12 protein-coding genes are annotated in these 15,971 nt (G+C 68.9%); 7 read left to right on the forward strand and 5 right to left on the reverse strand.

Going from position 1 to position 15,971, the window contains the following annotated elements; all coding sequences use genetic code 11:
• Window positions 1-265 precede the first annotated feature (265 nt).
• From DESTE_RS12060 to recR, 4 genes are all read left to right on the forward strand, one after another.
• Window positions 266-1,189, forward strand: a complete 924-nt coding sequence (locus tag DESTE_RS12060; protein ID WP_035067886.1) for a branched-chain amino acid transaminase — start codon at window positions 266-268, stop codon at window positions 1,187-1,189.
• A 240-nt stretch (window positions 1,190-1,429) separates the two neighbouring features.
• Window positions 1,430-3,445 carry a DNA polymerase III subunit gamma/tau gene (gene dnaX, locus DESTE_RS18250; RefSeq protein ID WP_035067888.1) on the forward strand — a complete coding sequence of 672 codons (2,016 nt, stop codon included), beginning with the start codon at window positions 1,430-1,432 and terminating at the stop codon, window positions 3,443-3,445.
• An 18-nt stretch (window positions 3,446-3,463) separates the two neighbouring features.
• Window positions 3,464-3,775, forward strand: a complete 312-nt coding sequence (locus DESTE_RS12070) for a YbaB/EbfC family nucleoid-associated protein (RefSeq protein WP_035067890.1) — start codon at window positions 3,464-3,466, stop codon at window positions 3,773-3,775.
• Between the two features lie 242 nt (window positions 3,776-4,017).
• A complete protein-coding gene (gene recR, locus DESTE_RS12075) occupies window positions 4,018-4,623 on the forward strand; it encodes a recombination mediator RecR (RefSeq protein WP_035067891.1) in 606 nt (201 codons plus the stop codon).
• A gap of 425 nt (window positions 4,624-5,048) precedes the next feature.
• Here the strand turns inward: recR and DESTE_RS12080 are convergent, their stop codons facing one another.
• Complete coding sequence (locus tag DESTE_RS12080) at window positions 5,049-5,804, reverse strand: DVU0298 family protein (protein WP_035067892.1); 756 nt, start codon at window positions 5,802-5,804, stop codon at window positions 5,049-5,051.
• A 604-nt stretch (window positions 5,805-6,408) separates the two neighbouring features.
• Here DESTE_RS12080 and DESTE_RS12085 point away from each other — a divergent pair.
• Window positions 6,409-10,110 carry a hybrid sensor histidine kinase/response regulator gene (locus DESTE_RS12085; RefSeq protein ID WP_035067893.1) on the forward strand — a complete coding sequence of 1,234 codons (3,702 nt, stop codon included), beginning with the start codon at window positions 6,409-6,411 and terminating at the stop codon, window positions 10,108-10,110.
• Window positions 10,111-10,253: 143 nt separating this feature from the next.
• Here DESTE_RS12085 and DESTE_RS12090 read toward each other — a convergent pair whose 3' ends face one another.
• Window positions 10,254-11,573: a 3-deoxy-D-manno-octulosonic acid transferase gene (locus tag DESTE_RS12090; protein WP_035067894.1), complete on the reverse strand. Its 1,320-nt coding sequence runs from the start codon at window positions 11,571-11,573 to the stop codon at window positions 10,254-10,256.
• A 79-nt stretch (window positions 11,574-11,652) separates the two neighbouring features.
• Window positions 11,653-12,426, reverse strand: a complete 774-nt coding sequence (locus DESTE_RS12095; protein WP_035067895.1) for a hypothetical protein — start codon at window positions 12,424-12,426, stop codon at window positions 11,653-11,655.
• Window positions 12,427-13,015: 589 nt separating this feature from the next.
• Between DESTE_RS12095 and hypD the strand changes: the two genes are divergently transcribed.
• A complete protein-coding gene (hypD, locus tag DESTE_RS12100) occupies window positions 13,016-14,107 on the forward strand; it encodes a hydrogenase formation protein HypD (RefSeq protein WP_198015390.1) in 1,092 nt (363 codons plus the stop codon).
• A 4-nt stretch (window positions 14,108-14,111) separates the two neighbouring features.
• The gene (hypE, locus tag DESTE_RS12105; protein WP_035067898.1) at window positions 14,112-15,137 is read left to right on the forward strand and encodes a hydrogenase expression/formation protein HypE; all 1,026 of its coding nucleotides are present in this window, start codon (window positions 14,112-14,114) and stop codon (window positions 15,135-15,137) included.
• 131 nt (window positions 15,138-15,268) lie between these two features.
• Here the strand turns inward: hypE and DESTE_RS12110 are convergent, their stop codons facing one another.
• Window positions 15,269-15,589 (reverse strand): helix-turn-helix transcriptional regulator, encoded by a 321-nt coding sequence (locus DESTE_RS12110; RefSeq protein WP_035067901.1) that lies wholly within the window; start codon window positions 15,587-15,589, stop codon window positions 15,269-15,271.
• A 12-nt stretch (window positions 15,590-15,601) separates the two neighbouring features.
• Window positions 15,602-15,949 (reverse strand): type II toxin-antitoxin system RelE/ParE family toxin, encoded by a 348-nt coding sequence (locus tag DESTE_RS12115; protein WP_035070276.1) that lies wholly within the window; start codon window positions 15,947-15,949, stop codon window positions 15,602-15,604.
• Between the last annotated feature and the right edge of the window lie 22 nt (window positions 15,950-15,971).

The raw sequence follows: 15,971 nt of genomic DNA on the forward strand, positions 1-15,971 counted from the left end.
GTCCTCCCGCTCCCCTTGGCCGCGCCCCCACCTGTCCGCTCCCCCGTTCCGGCCCCCGTTCCACCCCGTCGCGTCTTGACCTTGCCGGGTGGCTTGATTAGCGTGGCACGTCTTCACACCACGCGGTGCGCCGGGGGCCCGGCGCGCCATATTCGTCACCACACAGGCGTGGCCGTGCCGCCATCGCTGGCCGCCATGCGCCCGCCAGCGCGGCCCGCCAACGTGCCCCGAAACACGCGGGGCGTACATCCGAGAGGTAGGAAACATGGTCCAGAAAGCGGAAACCATCTGGTTTGACGGCAAGCAGGTGCCCTGGGACGAAGCCAACGTGCACGTGCTGACCCACACCCTGCACTACGGCGTGGGCGTGTTTGAAGGCATTCGCGCGTACAGGTGCGCCGACGGCGGGTCCGCCGTGTTCCGCCTGCGCGAGCACATGCAGCGCCTGCTGAACTCGGCCAAGATCCTGCGCATGGTCATTCCCTATACCGTAGACCAGCTCGTGGGCGCCGTGGAAGAAACCCTGAAGCGCAACAAGCTGGCCGAAGGCTACATCCGCCCCCTGTCGTTCGTGGGCGCGGGCGCCATGGGCGTGTACCCCGGCGACAACCCGGTGCAGACCATCATCGCCGCCTGGCCCTGGGGCGCCTACCTTGGCGCCGAAGCGCTGGAACACGGCATCCGCGTCAAGACCAGCTCGTTCTGCCGCCACCACGTCAACGCCATGATGACCAAGGCCAAGACCTGCGGCAACTACGTGAACTCGGTGCTGGCCAAGATGGAAGCCAAGGCCGACGGCTACGACGAAGGCCTGATGCTGGACACCCAGGGCTTCGTGTCCGAAGCCACGGGCGAAAACATCTTCATCGTGCGCGGCAAGCTCATCAAGACCACCCCGCTCACCTCGGTGCTGGACGGCATTACCCGCAACAGCCTGATCACCCTGGCCCGCGAACTGGGCTACGAAGTGGTGGAACAGCAGTTCACCCGCGACGAACTGTACATCGCGGACGAGGCGTTCTTCTGTGGCACCGCCGCCGAACTGACGCCCATCCGCGAAGTGGACCTGCGCGTCATCGGCCAGGGCACCGCCGGTCCGGTGACCAAGCACCTGCAGGGCGAGTACTTCAAGGCCGTGAAGGGTGAAAACCCGGCCTACGCCCACTGGCTGCACCGCTATACCATCTAGGGTCCGTCCGTGTATGATCGCCGCACGCCGGGCGCCCGTCCCGGCGTGCGGCGTGCGTTACGGCCCGGAAACCCCGGTAGCCCAGACAATCCGGACAGCCCGGAAGCCCCAGAAGCCCCGGATACCCCGTAGCGTAGCGCTTTCACTGCCCCACGGCACGCACCAACCCGCGCCCCGTCCGGCGTCCCGTCCTTCCGCGCGAAGGCGGGCGGGACAGGCGGCGCAGCAGGCCCGCACGTCATGAGCAATGCCCCCCTCACCGCCAGATACCGCCCGCAGACCTTCGCCGAGGTGGCCGGGCAGGAGACGGTAAAGGCCATCCTTTCCCGCGCCGCGGCGGAAGACCGTGTGGCCCCCGCCTACCTGTTCAGCGGCACGCGCGGGGTGGGCAAGACCACCATCGCCCGCATCCTGGCCAAGGCGCTGAACTGCGAAAAGGCCCCCACCGGCGAGCCGTGCAACACCTGCGAGCAGTGCCGCAAGGTGGTGATGGGCAACCACGTGGACGTGGTGGAAATCGACGGCGCGTCCAACCGGGGCATCGAGGACGCCCGCCGCCTGCGCGAGGCCATCGGCTACGCGCCCATGGAAGGCCGCTACAAGGTCTTCATCATCGACGAAGCCCACATGCTGACGCGCGAGGCGTTCAACGCCCTGCTGAAAACGTTGGAGGAACCCCCGCCGCGCGTCACCTTTGTGCTGGCCACCACAGAGCCGCACAAATTTCCCGTGACCATCATCAGCCGCTGCCAGCACTTCACCTTCAAGCGGCTGCCCGAAAACGAGCTGGAAGCCCACCTTGTCGGCGTGCTGACCCGCGAGGGGCAGGACTTCGACCCGGCGGCGGTGCGGCTTATCGCGCGGCGGGCCGCGGGCAGCGTGCGCGATTCCATGTCGCTGCTGGGCCAGGTGCTGGCCCTTGGTGGCGACCGCCTGACCGTGGAAGGCGCGCGCGGCGTGCTGGGCCTGGCCGGGCAGGAACTGTTTTTCGAGGTGATGCAGGCCCTGGCCTCGCAGGATTGCGTGGCGGTGTCCGCCGTGGTGCGCGACCTGCTGGACAAGGGCGTGGACATAGGGTTTTTCCTGCGTGAACTGGCTGCTACCTGGCGCAACCTGTTCATGCTGCGCCAGGCGGGCGAGGCCGCCCTGCCCGCGCTGGACCTGCCGGAAGAAGAGGCCCGCCAGTGGCTGGAATGGGCCCCGAAGTTCGAGATTACGCACATCCACGCCTGCTGGCAGATGACCCTGGAAGGCCAGCGCCGCGTGCTGACCAGCCTGGAACCGGCCATGGCGCTGGAACTTCTGCTGCTGAACCTGGCCATGCTGCCGCGCCTTGTCTCGCTGGAGCAGCTGTCGCGCGGCGGCGGGGCTGGCCCCGCTGGCGGTTCGGGCATGCCCGGCGGGGGCGCGGGGGGCTACGGCTCCATGCCGCCCCGTCAGGGCGGTCATGGGGGACAGGGCGGCTATGGTGCCCAATCCGCTCAATCCGTCCAAGCGAGCCAATTCGGCCAATCCGCCCAGTCTGGCGAATCGTTCCCGCAGGCCCAGCCGCCGCAGGGCCGGTATCCCGGCCCGGGGCAGGCCCGGCCACAGGCCGCGTCGTCGGTATCGTCCATGTCTTCGTCGTCCGGCGTGCCCGGTGCGTCGGGCGTGCAGGCCTCGGGCGGCTTTCACCGCCCGGAGCATGCGGCCCCGGCGGCGGTCCCTGCTCCTTCGGGCGGCGGGGCTGACACCTCGCTGCCGTGGGATGACGTGCCGTATCCCGCGCCCGGCGCGAATGCTGTGCCCGGCGGCCCCGCAGTGACGGACACCCCGCGTGCCGCTGACGTCCCTTCTTCGGGCGAGGCATTCGACACATCTGCATCCGGCGCAGCCGCATTCGGTCCTCAGGGCGACGCCACGTGGGACGGCTTCGTGCGCTACTGTTCGGAACGCAGCAACGGCGGCAACGGGCTGTCCGTGCTGGGGCAGGCGCGCGGCCGCATGGACGGCGCCCGCCTGATCGTGGAAACGCGGTTTCGCACCCAGTACGAGCACCTCTGTTCCACCGGCAACCAGACCGCCCTTGCAGAGTACGCCCGCGCCTACTTCGGCGACGGGACCACGGTGGAGGTGCTGCCCCCCACCACCCGCATCAAGACCCCCTCGGAACTGCGCGCCGAGGCCGAACGGCACCCCGCCGTGGGCCTGCTGCGCGAGCAGTTCGGGGCCACCATGCTGTCCTGTCGGCCCCTGTCCGACAGCCCGCTCCAATAGAACCATCCGGAGGAATCCATGCGCGGTATGAACGACCTCCTGCGCCAGGCGCAGGTCATGCAGACCAAGATGAGCAAGCTTCAGGCCGAAATGGCCGAACGCACCCTTGAAGCCACCAGCGGCGGCGGCATGGTCAAGGTGACCGTATCCGGCAAGCAGGAAGTGAAGGCCATCGTCATCGACCCCAAGGCCGTGGACCCCAGCGACGTGGAAATGCTCCAGGATCTGGTGCTGACCGCCGTCAACGAAGGGCTGCGCCAGGCCAAGGAGATGATGGAGAAGGAGATGGGGGCGCTTACCGGTGGCCTGAAAATGCCCGGCCTCTTCTAGGAGACGCCGCCACAAGGGGGCTTTTGCCCTCTGCCTGCGTCAGAACGCCTTTTTGCTCCGGTCGAGTACGATAAGAGTACACTCCCTTCACAAAAAGGCGTTCTTCCTTGGCAGAGAACAAAATCCCTCCTTGTGGCTACGCCTCCTGCGGTGTCCCCTGCGCATCCTGTCGCGCGGCAACTGTCCCAGAGCCTCTGCAACGACTGGAAAAACCGATTTCCGCAATGTAACCCGGAGTGTCCGTGCAGCGACTGCCCGAACCGTTGAAGGCGCTGGTGGAGCAGCTCTCCCGGCTGCCCGGCCTTGGCCCCAAGTCGGCCCTGCGCCTTGCCATGACCCTGCTGAAGTGGCCTGCCAGCGAAACCCGCCGGTTGGGCCGCGCCGTGCATGATCTGCGCGACAACCTGCATCTGTGCGGGCGCTGTGGCGCGTTGACCGACGTGGACCCGTGCGGCATCTGCACCGATCCGGCCCGCAGCGGCGAAACGCTGTGTCTGGTGTCGGAGTGGGATTCCATGCTCACCCTGGAAGAGGGCGGCTTCTACAAGGGCCAGTACCTCATCCTTGGCGGCCTGCTGGCCCCGCTGGACAACCTGCATGCCGATTCGCTGGAACTGGACCGGCTGACCAAAAGGATGGCCGAGGGCACGGTGCGCGAGGTGGTCATGGCCCTTGGCACCACCGTGGAGGCGGAAAACACCGCCACCTACATCCGCAACATGATCGCCCGGCAGTACCCGCAGGTGCGTGTGACCCGGCTGGCCCAGGGCATTCCGCTGGGGTCCGAGGTCAAGTTCATGGATCGGGAGACGTTGCGGCAGTCCATGCAGTACCGCCAAGACCTGTGACGAAGCTACATACGGCGTCTTTTCGCCCTCCGGCCGCGTCAGGCTCGTCCCGTGCGACGGTCGCTAAGGAAGCGCTCTGCGGTCGCCATCCGTAATGCTCGCGCGAGCGCTCGCATAACGGCTGCCGCACTCCCCTCGCCCGGAACTCGCCTTCCTTGCCGGAGAACGAAAATCTTGCCGTATGCACGCTTCGTCCTAATTGCCGTTCGGCAACAGTGTTGAAGAAAGAGCAGAACAACAACCCCGCCCGCCTCCGTAAGGAAGGCGGGCGGGGTTGTTTACATGCGATGTGGATGTCGCGGGCCTGTCCGGTTCTGTTCGGGGTGGCCGTCAATCAAGGGGGTCCGGGGGAATATGTTCCCCCGGCGGGGTACGGGGCGGAGCCCCGTTTTCCATTTGTCGCGGTCTTGCCCGGCGGCAGCCGCTTACGCCGCCGTGCCCTTGGCGTCCGCGTCGGGCGTGGCGTTGCCCGTGGGCGGTTGGCACTGGGCCTCGATGCGCTGGGCCGCGCACTGGGCCAGTTCGCCCACGGTGCAGAGCAGCAGGCGTCCGCGTTCGAAATGTTCCACCGGGGCGTCGCAGGTGCGCAGTTCTCGCAGTGCGGGCAGGGCTTCGGGCGTGGACAGCACGCCAAGGGACCAGGCCGCCGTGCCGCGCGCGGGCAGGTCGCAGTCGGCCAGGCCAGCCAGCAGGGCGGGCACCGCCGTTTCGACAAAGCCGGGCAGGTCGGGCCGTTCCTGGGCAAGGCGGCCTATGGCCCAGTACACGCCGCGCCGCAGGGGGGCGTGGTCGCAGTAGTTGTCGTCCTTGCCCGTCTCTCGCACGTACGAGACGAGGATGCGGTGGTATTCGTCGGCCAGCCGGGGGTGGCAGGCCAGTATTTCGCCGAAGGCTTCCGGGATGCCCCAGCCGATGTTTCCCGATTCCTCGTTCATGTGCCACATCAGGCGGCGCATGATGATGCGGGCGTCTTCCATGTTGGCGTCGGCGATGCGCGCCACCACCCGGCCCAGGGCCACCACGGCGCGCCATTTGGCCTCGCCGCCCAGCAGCAGGGATGACAGCAGCGGCCCCACGGCTTCCTTGCCGGGCAGGTTCACTATGTCGTCCAGATGTCTTTCCCACTCGGCGGAAGCGAGCAACGCGCGCAGGTGGGTCTTCAGCGATCTGAAGCGGGGCATGCTCTCCTCCTTTCCCGTGTCGTGGCGGGCGAAGGATTCACCCGACCGTGCAGCGTACACCATAACAAGGTGAGCGCCTGATGCAAACCCGGCCCGTTTCCATCTTGTCGGGGCAGGTTCGGGGCCGCACGGTCCAGCCCGGCCTGTTTGGCCTCTCAGCCCGCCTGGCCTGCTCGGCCCGATTCGCCCGCATCAGCCTGCGTGGGGCCGGGGGCGCTCGTGTCCGGCGGGCATCCGGCGAGGCGTCCGGTGAGGCGTCCGGCGAGGCGTCCGGTGAGGCGTCCGGTGAGGCCTCTGGCTTTTTTGGATTTCCTGATATGTCGGGTCCATTCATGCGCGCCGAGCGGCATGCCCCCCCATGGGCGGTTGCGGGCCTCGCCTCGTTGCGTGCCCCATGGCGATTGGCTATGCTGCCCGGAAATTCGATATTCTTCCGCCAGACGGCCCAGAGGCTCCGCATGTCCAGCGCCGCAGTCCGTACCTCCAGCATCGCCGTCCTCCGGGCGCGTGTGGCGGCGTGGCGTGGCACGGGCCGGTGCCCAGCCGCGCGGCCACGTGTAGCATCCTCGTTCTCCTCCTCCGTTCGTTTTTCCCCCACCCGCCCATGATCGGCCTCCTGCGCACCCACCTTGCGCGCTGCTGGGCGCGTTTTCCGCTGCGGCATTTTCTGTCGCGTGCGGTGCCGCCCGCCCCTGGCCTGCGCCTGCGGATGGTGGGGTGGTGTTTTCTGGTCTGCCTGTTGCCGCTGGGCATCGTCAGCGCGGTGTTCGTGCAGGTGACCACGGTGCAGACCGACAGCTATCTGCATGCACAGGGGCGTACCCTGGCCGATGCGGCCTCGTTGCAGCTCACCCGCCTGTCGCGCACGGCAGAGGCCCTGGCCCGCGTGGTGGCCGGGTTGCGGGTGGAATATGACGGCGACATGCCGGGCCTGCGCCTGCGCCTGTCCGAACTGCACGGCCTGTGGCCCCGCGCCTGCATCGAGGTGTTCGACATGGGCGCCGAGCCCGTTGTGCGCCTGTTGCCTGCCGGTGGAGGGGCGGACGGTCCCGGGGGCGGGGTGACCCCCAACGGCGCCACCACGGACGGAGCGTTGATGGTGCGCCAGGCGTTGCGCGGGCTGTCGAGGCGCGACGTGTTCCGGTCCGCCGACGGTCTGGCCATCAAGGCGGTGGTGCCGGTCATCGTGCCGCTGGAGCAGGCGGGCCCGCGCCCCGGCGGGGGAATCCGGCGGCCCCTGCCCGCGCCCATGGGCCCGGCGGCCCTGCCGGAATCGTCTTTGGGCAGTGCGCCCCCCCTGTCCCCATCGTCCCCGTTACCCGAGCAGGTGGCCCCATATACGCCGTTTGCCTCCGATGCGGAGGAAATCACCGGCAGGGTGGATATGGAAGGGCTGGCGGCCCGGCAGCACGGACGCATCGTGGGGGCGGCGGTGGTGTCGTTCCCCATGAACCGCTCATTGTTGCGCGGGCTGGGGGATGCGGTGCGCGCCGATGTGGCCGTGTTCGATCTGGGCGGCGAACGACCGCGCGGCACCCTGTTTCCCGGCGACGGCACCGCCGACGTGGCCGACTGGCCGGACCGGCCCGACCTTGCGCAGGGAGCGCCGCCCGGTGGCCTGGCTGGCGGGCGTGCTGCGGGCGGGGCGCATTCCGGCGGCGGCGTGTCCGGCGGCACGTTTGGCGGCGGCCTTTTCGGCGGGGGGGGCCTGCTCGGCTGGCCGGGCGGTGGCGCTTCGTCCGGCCAGCCGGGCAGGGCGCAGGGTTTCGGGCTGGGGCCGGGCTTCGGACAGGGGCAGAGTCTGCCCTTTCTGCAGCGGTACGAACAGGTGGCGGGCAAGCCCTATCTGGTCAGCTACCAGCCCCTGCCGGGGGGCAGCGGCATGCCCGTGGGCGCGCTGGCCGTGTTCGTGGACGTGGGGCCGCAACGCTCGCGGCTGCGCACCGCCGTGGAATACACCCTGCTGGCCGCCGTGGTGGCCCTGGGACTGTCCGTGTGCACGGGCTTTCTCATCGCCGACCGGGTGGTGCGGCCGCTGCACGAACTGCTGCACGCCATCCGGCGCATTTCGCTCGGCAATTACAGCGAACGACTGCCCCCCGCGGGCATGGCCGAGATCGGCCAGCTGGCCCAGGCCGTGAACCACATGGCCTCCACGCTGGAGGAAAACCGCACCAGCCTGCTGGGCGCGCTGCAGGAAAAGGTGGAGTCGGGCGAGCGCCTGGCCCGCGCCAACCGCGAACTGGAGTTGCTGAACTGGGAACTTACCCGCGCCCAGGCCAATTACCGGCGCATTTTCGAGGAATCGGCGCAGGGCATCTACCAGTCCACGCCGCAGGGGCGCTTTCTGCGGGTGAACCCGGCCATGGCGCGCATGTTCGGCTATGCCTCGCCGTACGAGATGGTGTCTTCCGTGACGGACATCGGCGAGCAGTTCTACGTGCGCCCCGGCGAGCGCGAGGAACTGCTGCGCCGCCTGCGCCAGGAAGGACGGGTATCGCTGGAAACCTGCCTGCGCAGGCGCGACGCCAGCGTGGTGCACGTGGCGCTGACCGCCCGCGCGGTGACCGGCGAGACCGGCGAGCAGTTGTACATCGAAGGCGCGGTGCACGACATCACCGAGCGCGTGGAACGCCACCGCGCCGAGCGCGAGCGCGAGGCTGCCGAGGCGGCCAGCCGCGCCAAGACGCAGTTGCTGGCCCGCATGAGCCACGAGGTGCGCACCCCGCTCAACGCCCTGCTGGGCATGGCCGACGTGCTGGGCCGCACCCCCCTGGAGCCGGAGCAGCGCGATTATCTGGACGTGCTGCGCAGTTCCGGCCATTCGCTGCTGGCGTTGCTGAACGACGTGCTGGACTTTTCGCGCCTGGAGGCGGGGCGGGTGGTGCCGGAGCGGGTGGGCTTTCGCCTGGGCGAGATCATGGAGCAGGTCTGCCGCCAGATGGAACCCGCCACCGGTACGGACGGGCGCGCCCTGCGCCTGGACTGGGCCGTGCTGCCCGGCGTGCCAGACGATCTGGTGGGCGACCCGCTGCGGCTGCGCCAGATTCTGGGCAACCTGGTCTCCAACGCGGTGAAGTTCACCCCCGCCGGGCGGGTGATGGTGCTGGCCCAGCCCGCCGACGGCAACGTGCCGGGCCGTGACGCCCGGCCGGATGCGGTCCGGGCGGTGCAGGGCGCCTCACCCTGCCGCATGCCCCCCGGCAGGCGGATGGAAGTGCTGTTCTCCGTGGCGGACACGGGCATCGGCATTCCGCCGGAACACCAGGACGTGGTGTTCGAAAGCTTCATGCAGGCGGATTCGTCCATCACCCGCCAGTACGGCGGCACCGGGTTGGGGCTGTCCATCTGCCGGGCGCTGGTGGATATGCTGGGCGGCACCATCTGGTTGGAAAGCGCCCCCGGCAGGGGCACCACCGTGTATTTCACCCTGCCCATGCAGCCCGTCGGTGAAGGCGCCTGCGGAACGGCCCTGGAGGAGGCTTGGGGGCTTGATGCCCTCGATACCCGTGATGCCCTTGATGCTTTTGATGCCCCGGTCTCTCCGGCTGCGCAGGGTTCCCCGGTTGGGGCAATGGCGCAGGCCGCTTTGGCCAACGCACGGCCCGGCGATCTGCCCGATTCGCCCGATGTGGCTGATGTGGCCGATTCAGTGGATACGGTCGATTCGGTCGCGCTGGAAGGCGTGGCCGCTGCCAGTCCCACCGGTCCCGCCGGTCCAACCGGTCCCGCCGGGCAGGCCGGTTCCAGCGGGCAGGCCGAAGCTCCTGCCCCGCCAGATCTGCCGGATGCGCAGCCGGGTTACCAGGAACCGGGTCCGCTACGGCCCCTGTCCATCCTGCTGGTGGAGGACAGCCCCAGCAACCGGCTGCTCTTTTCACTGTACCTGCGCGGGCGTCCCTGCGCCATCACCGAGGTCCACAACGGCGAGGAAGGCGTGGCCGCCTACGCCGCCGGGCAGTTCGACCTGGTGTTCATGGACATCGAGATGCCGGTGATGGACGGGTATCGGGCCACGCGGGCCATCCGCGCCCTGGAACGCGAGCAGGGCCTGCCGCACACGCCGGTCATTGCCCTGACGGCGCACGTGGTGGGTGAATTCCGCGACGATTGCGCGGCGGCGGGGTGCACCGGTTTTCTGGCCAAGCCCTTTTCGCGCGGGGAATTGCTGCGCTGCATGGCCCGCCACTGCGGGGGCGGCGAGGCGGGGGGCGATGGCTGGTCGGCAGGAAGCGGCCTTGCCGATGGTGGGGATTGTGCAGCCGGGGCGGATTCCCGGGCAGGGCAGGCTGGCCGGTCCGGATAATCCGGTCGTTGCGGGTGTACTGGCCCTGCGGGTGATCTGTCGGCAGGGCCGGATGGCCGGTCTTGTCGGCAGGTTGGGGGCATCGGGCCCGGCGGCGGCCGGGCGGCTTGCTCCCTTGCTTCAGGGGGCCGGGCGCGAAGGGCTCAGCGCAATCCGGCCACGGCCAGCACCACTTCTGCCGCCATGCGTCCACCGCCACGGCGGGGGGCCATCCATTCCTCGAAGCGATGGCGTATCACCTCGCGTTGCAGGGGGCTGCGCAACTGTTGCAGCAGGGCCTCCGCCAGGGCATCGCCGTCGGCCACCTCGGCCAGCAGACCGGCCTCGGGCAATCCGTCACCCACCCAGGCGAAATTCTCGCGCGATGGCCCAACGCAGGGCACCACCCCGTGCGTCAGCGGTTCCAGAAAGTTCTGGCCGCCCAGCCGGGCCAGCGAGCCGCCCACGAACACGGCGGAGGCGCTGGCGTACAGCGCGGCCAACTCGCCGAACACGTCCCAGACCAGCACCGTGCCGGGCGCGGACGCATCGCCGGAAGGCGGGGCCGTGCGCCGCGAGCGCAGTTCCCAGGGCAACCCGGCCTGCTCCAGCGCGTTCACCCAGGCGGGCACGCGGTGCATGTGGCGAGGGGCCACGGCGATGTCCGCGTCGGGACGTTCCCGGCAGATGCGCTCGACGACTGGCAGCAGGGCGGCTTCCTCTTCCTCGCGCACCGATCCCAGCACCACCAGCGGGGCGGCAGCCCGCAGCACCGTGCCCGCAAGGCCAGTCGAGCCCGTTGCGCCAGTCGTGCCAGTTGGGCCAGACGCACTGGTTTCCGGCAAGGCCCGGTCGAACTTGATGTTGGGCATGACCGAGGTGCGGTCGTGCCCGAACAGCAGGCCGAAACGCTGGGCGTCGTCGGGCGAGATGGCGGCGATGCGCGCCGGGGCCAGCCCGCGCCAGAAGTCGGGGGTGAGCAGATATCCGGCCAGGGTGCGCGGGGTCATGCGCCCGTTGACCACGGCCACGGGAACGCCCCGCGCCGCGCAGGCGGACAGCAGGCCGGGCCACAGCTCCGTTTCCAGCAGGGCCACGGCGCATGGGCGGGCCTGGTCCAGCGCGCGGCGCATCAGGCCCGGCTCGTCAAAGGGAAAGTAGCGCACCTGCACCCGCAGGCCGGGGCGGTGTGCGGCGGCCCAGTCACGGGCCTTTTCCAGCACCTCCACTCCCTGCCGGGTGCATGAGGTGAGCAGTACGGAGAACTCGCTGTCCAGATGGCGCAGCAGTTCCCACGCCAGATACGCTTCACCGCCGGAAGCCGCCTGCACCCACAGCCGGGCCGCCTCGGCCCAGCCGTCGGGCGCCAGGCGTTGGTCATAGCCTTCGGCCAGTCGGGCATTGCGGCGCAGCAGGGGGCGGGCCAGACGCCAGACGCCGCCGTAGACGGCCAGCAGCGCGGCGTGCAAGGGGTCGGGCTTCATGCGGGAACCTTTTGGCGGATCAGGGAAGAGAGGTGTCAGGGAGGGCGGTGACGGGCATCGCGCGGGCTGCGGCGAAGCCTCAACCCGCGTTGACCGTCAGTTCGCCGTTGCGCGGCACGGCATCGTGCAGGGGCATGCCCAGCCGGGTGGACAGGGCCTGCTCTATCTCCACGGCCTGCTCGTGCGATTCGCGGATGCGCTCGCGGATGCGTTCGGTGCGGCCATACCGTTCGATGAGGTCGTCAAAGCGTTCTTCCAGCGTTACCAGCTGGTCGTGCTTCACGCGCTTGTCGGCATAGATGATGATCAGCGGCATCAGCCACTCCGGCACGGCCACGTCCACTCGCCACGGCCAGTGCACATGGTGCATCACCCCCTGGGCGATGCGCGGGTTGCCCGTTTCGTGCAGGGTCCACGCGCCGCCGAGCTGGGCGTGGTTGCCCCCGAAGCGGATGGTGTAGGCCTTGGCGATGTCGTGCAGCAGGGCGCTGGCCAGCACCGAGGGCAGGTGCAGGTCCGCGTCCCTAGCCAGGGCCGCGCGGGCCAGCGCCATGGCCATGTCGGCCACCCTGTTGCTGTGGGCGCGGATGTGGTCGGGCATGGCGTAGCGGTCCCACAGGGTATGGCAGGCGGCCATGTCGGGCACGGGCCAGGCGTTTCCGGAACCGGCGAGCGCGCCGGGGCTGCCGGGGCTGGCGGAACTGGCGGAATTGGCGGAATTGGCGGAACTGGCGGGGTTCGGCGTCGCAAAGCTGAGGGGCGGCAGGTCGTCCGGCGTCATGCAGCGGACAGCAGCCGCCTCGCGCGGATTTTCCTCGTCGCCGGTAAAGGGCATACCCCCGGTGGCGGTCATGCGGTCTCCTCTGGTGACGCGCGGGCGGGGCGGACCGTCGGATGCCGGTCCCGTGCGATGCGCCGCGCGTTCGCCACTTCCGCGAACATAACCACTGGCACGGCAAAAGGCAAAGCGCGTGCCGGGGATGCGACCTGCTGCCGGTCGGGACATGGCACGGGCTGGTAGGATGGCGCGCCGAGGACGGCGCGTTCCCGCCGTGCACCGGCGGAATTGCCCAACCGTGGCCGCGCCGCACCACTGGCCCGTGGGCAGGGGGGCATGCCACCGCCCGCGCCTGTGCTTCCGCCGCGTTGACAGCAGCCCTTGGCACGGCGTAGCACCATCGGGACACGGTGCGGAGGGCATGGGGTTGCCCGCGTAAAACCGTGCGGGCGGCGGGCCATGCCCCAGGGGCGGTACCGCCGTCGCGTCGCGCCTGCCCGGCCCATGGCCCGGCGGCGCATCATCGTCCGGCGGGCGGCCCGCAAGGCCCGTCCCTCAGCGGTCATCCGGGATTGTCCGGAACCATCCGGGACCAATCCGGGATTCTCCGGGGCCATCCGGGTTCACCGCCGACGCAGCGACAGGCAGGAAGACCAACGTGAGCGTGAATTTCTCCACGGCCTTCAAGGACCCGGACCTTTCCCGCAGCCTTGTCGAGCGGCTGCACCGCGAACTGGACCGCCCCCTGCGCTTCATGGAAGTGTGCGGCACCCATACCGTGGCCATCTTCCAGAGCGGCATGCGCCCGCTGCTGCCCGCCGGGGTCAAGCACCTGTCCGGCCCCGGCTGCCCGGTGTGCGTGACCCACGAAAGCGAGGTGGCCGCCTACCTGCAACTGGCCGAAAAGCCCGGCGTGATCATCGCCACCTTCGGCGACCTGATGCGCGTGCCCGGCCCCGGCGGCGACAACCTGAAGCTGGCCCAGGCCAAGGGCGCGCGGGTGGAAATCGTCTATTCCGCCCACGACGCGCTGAAGCTGGCCGCCGACAACCCCGGCGACACCGTGGTGTTTCTGGGCATCGGCTTCGAGACCACCGCTCCCACCGTGGCCGCCACGGTGCTGATGGCGCGGCAGCAGGGGCTGACCAACTTCTGCGTGCTCTCGTTCCACAAGCTGGTGCCGCCCGCGCTGCGCGCCCTGCTGGCCGACCCGGACTGTGCGGTGGACGCCTTTCTGCTGCCGGGTCACGTGTCCACCATTCTCGGCATGGAGCCGTACCGCTTTGTGGCCGACGAATTCCACACCCCCGGCATCATCGCCGGGTTCGACCCCGTGGACATCCTGCAAGCCCTGTTGATTATGGTGGAGCAGCGCAAGTCCGGCCAGTTCGCCATCGTCAATTCCTACCGTCGGGCCGTGGACGACGCGGGCAACCCGCGCGCGCGAGAGATTCTGGACATGGTGTTCCAGCCTGCCGACGCCCTGTGGCGCGGCATCGGCTGCATTCCCGGCAGCGGGCTGGTGTTCCGGCCCGAGTTCGAGCAGTACGACGCCATGGCCCGCCTGGGCCTGACCCTGCCCGAGGCCCGGCCCATTCCCGGCTGCAAGTGCGGCGACGTGCTGAAGGGCAAGATGCAGCCCTGCGACTGTCCGCTGTTCGCCAAGGCCTGCACGCCCGCCAAGCCCGTGGGGCCGTGCATGGTGTCCACCGAGGGCAGCTGCGCCGCCTACTTCAAGTACAACGTGGAGGCCTGATCGCATGGCCGGTGATACGCTTCTTCTCGATTACGGCAGCGGCGGCAAGGCCGCGCACCGCCTGATCGGCGAACTGTTCCTGAAACACTTCGACAACCCCGTGCTGCGCACGCTGGACGACGCCGCCCGGCTGGAACTGACCGGCCCGCTGGCCATGAGCACCGACAGCTACGTGGTGGACCCGCTGTTCTTTCCCGGCGGCGACATCGGCACGCTGGCCGTGCACGGCACCGTCAACGACGTGGCCATGCTGGGCGCGCGGCCCCGCTACCTGAGCTGCGGGTTCATCCTGGAAGAAGGGCTGGACATGGAGGTGCTGGAACGCATCGTCGCCTCCATGGGCAACGCCGCGCGCGAGGCCGGGGTGTGCATCGTCACTGGCGACACCAAGGTGGTGCCGCGCGGCATGGCCGACAAGGTGTTCATCAACACCACCGGCATCGGCGAGATCATCGTGAACCCCTCGCCCAGCGGGCATTCCGCGAAGCCGGGTGACGCCGTCATCATCAGCGGCAGCATGGGCGACCACGGGCTGACCATCCTGTCGCACCGGGAAGGGCTGAACTTCTCCGCCGACGTGCGCAGCGATTCCGCCGCGCTCAACGGGCTGACCGAACGGCTGCTGCTGGAGGTGGGCGACATCCACGTGCTGCGCGACCCCACGCGCGGCGGCCTTGCCACCACCCTGAACGAAATCGCCGGGCAGTCGGGCGTGGTCATGCGCATCGCGGAGCGGGACATCCCCGTGCGCGACGCCGTGCGCGAAGGCTGCTCCTTCCTCGGCCTTGACCCGCTGTACCTCGCCAACGAGGGCAAGCTGATCTGCATCCTGCCGCAGGAAAAGGCCGAAGCCGCCCTTGCCGTGCTGCGCCAAAGCCCCCTTGGGGCGGACGCAGCCTGCATCGGCACCGTGCTGGCCGCCGATGGCGCCGGGCCGGGCCGCGCCGGACAGGTCATCCTGGAAACGCCCATGGGTGGTCACCGCCTGCTCTCCATGCTGGAAGGGGAGCAGTTGCCGAGGATTTGCTGACGGCTGTGGGCTGATGGATAAGAAAAAAGAGTTTGAATACGAGAGAGGGGGGCTTTGAAAAGCCCCCCTCTCTCGTGCTCTCACCCCACAAACGTTCTGGTTGGGGGAGGCGCGCACCTGGCGGTGTGCCGTCACACCCGGCAGGCATCCGAGAACGGCGTGATTTCCACTTCCTTCCGGCCCGGCAGTTGCGCGGTGATGCGCAGCGTGCCGCCAAGGGCGTGCACGATCTGGCACAGGGTGCTGATCTGCATGTCGCCGCTGCGTTCCTGCTTGGAAACGGTGGCCTGCGAAACATCCAGTGCGGCGGCGAGCGCCTTTTGAGAAATACCGAGTCCCCGGCGCAATTCACGCAGGTTCATTTCCATGCGCAGTTCGGCGGTGCGCTTGCGGATGATTTCCCGGCGGTCTTCGGGCAGTGCGGCTATAACGGCGCTGAGCTTGCGGGCCATGTGATTGCCCTCCTATGGTTGCAACGTGGCAAGATGCCGGTCGTACCGGGCCTCGGCAACGGGAATCAGCCGATCATAGAAGCGGGCATCGCCAGCCTTGCTGCCGCCGACCAGCACCACGGCGTTCCGTAGCGGGTCGAAGGCGAAAAGGAAGCGGTACGGCTGTCGGCCAAGGCTGAAGCGCAGTTCCTTCATGTTCGGATGCCGGGAACCCTTGAGGGTGTCCACGTGGGGCCTGCCCAGCGAAGGCCCGGTTTCCCCCAGCAGCGAAAGCCGCGCCAGTAGTTCGTTCTGAAGCGGAACGTCGAACCCGTCGAACTCGGCGTCGAATTCATCGCAAAAGCTGACGTCCCATTTCATGTGCTGAAAATATAGATTGCAG

It is taken from the genome of Nitratidesulfovibrio termitidis HI1, assembly GCF_000504305.1.
Taxonomy (GTDB): domain Bacteria; phylum Desulfobacterota; class Desulfovibrionia; order Desulfovibrionales; family Desulfovibrionaceae; genus Cupidesulfovibrio; species Cupidesulfovibrio termitidis.

Bases quoted from the DNA above. Each gene is read 5' to 3' on its own strand.
- DESTE_RS12090 (WP_035067894.1), bottom strand. From the start codon at position 11,573: ATGAAGCCCGACCCCTTGCACGCCGCGCTGCTGGCCGTCTACGGCGGC.
- DESTE_RS12070 (WP_035067890.1), top strand. From the start codon at position 3,464: ATGCGCGGTATGAACGACCTCCTGCGCCAGGCGCAGGTCATGCAGACC.
- DESTE_RS12095 (WP_035067895.1), bottom strand. From the start codon at position 12,426: ATGACCGCCACCGGGGGTATGCCCTTTACCGGCGACGAGGAAAATCCG.
- DESTE_RS12110 (WP_035067901.1), bottom strand. From the start codon at position 15,589: ATGGCCCGCAAGCTCAGCGCCGTTATAGCCGCACTGCCCGAAGACCGC.
- hypE (WP_035067898.1), top strand. From the start codon at position 14,112: ATGGCCGGTGATACGCTTCTTCTCGATTACGGCAGCGGCGGCAAGGCC.
- DESTE_RS12085 (WP_035067893.1), top strand. From the start codon at position 6,409: ATGATCGGCCTCCTGCGCACCCACCTTGCGCGCTGCTGGGCGCGTTTT.
- DESTE_RS12060 (WP_035067886.1), top strand. From the start codon at position 266: ATGGTCCAGAAAGCGGAAACCATCTGGTTTGACGGCAAGCAGGTGCCC.
- DESTE_RS12115 (WP_035070276.1), bottom strand. From the start codon at position 15,949: ATGAAATGGGACGTCAGCTTTTGCGATGAATTCGACGCCGAGTTCGAC.
- DESTE_RS12080 (WP_035067892.1), bottom strand. From the start codon at position 5,804: ATGCCCCGCTTCAGATCGCTGAAGACCCACCTGCGCGCGTTGCTCGCT.
- dnaX (WP_035067888.1), top strand. From the start codon at position 1,430: ATGAGCAATGCCCCCCTCACCGCCAGATACCGCCCGCAGACCTTCGCC.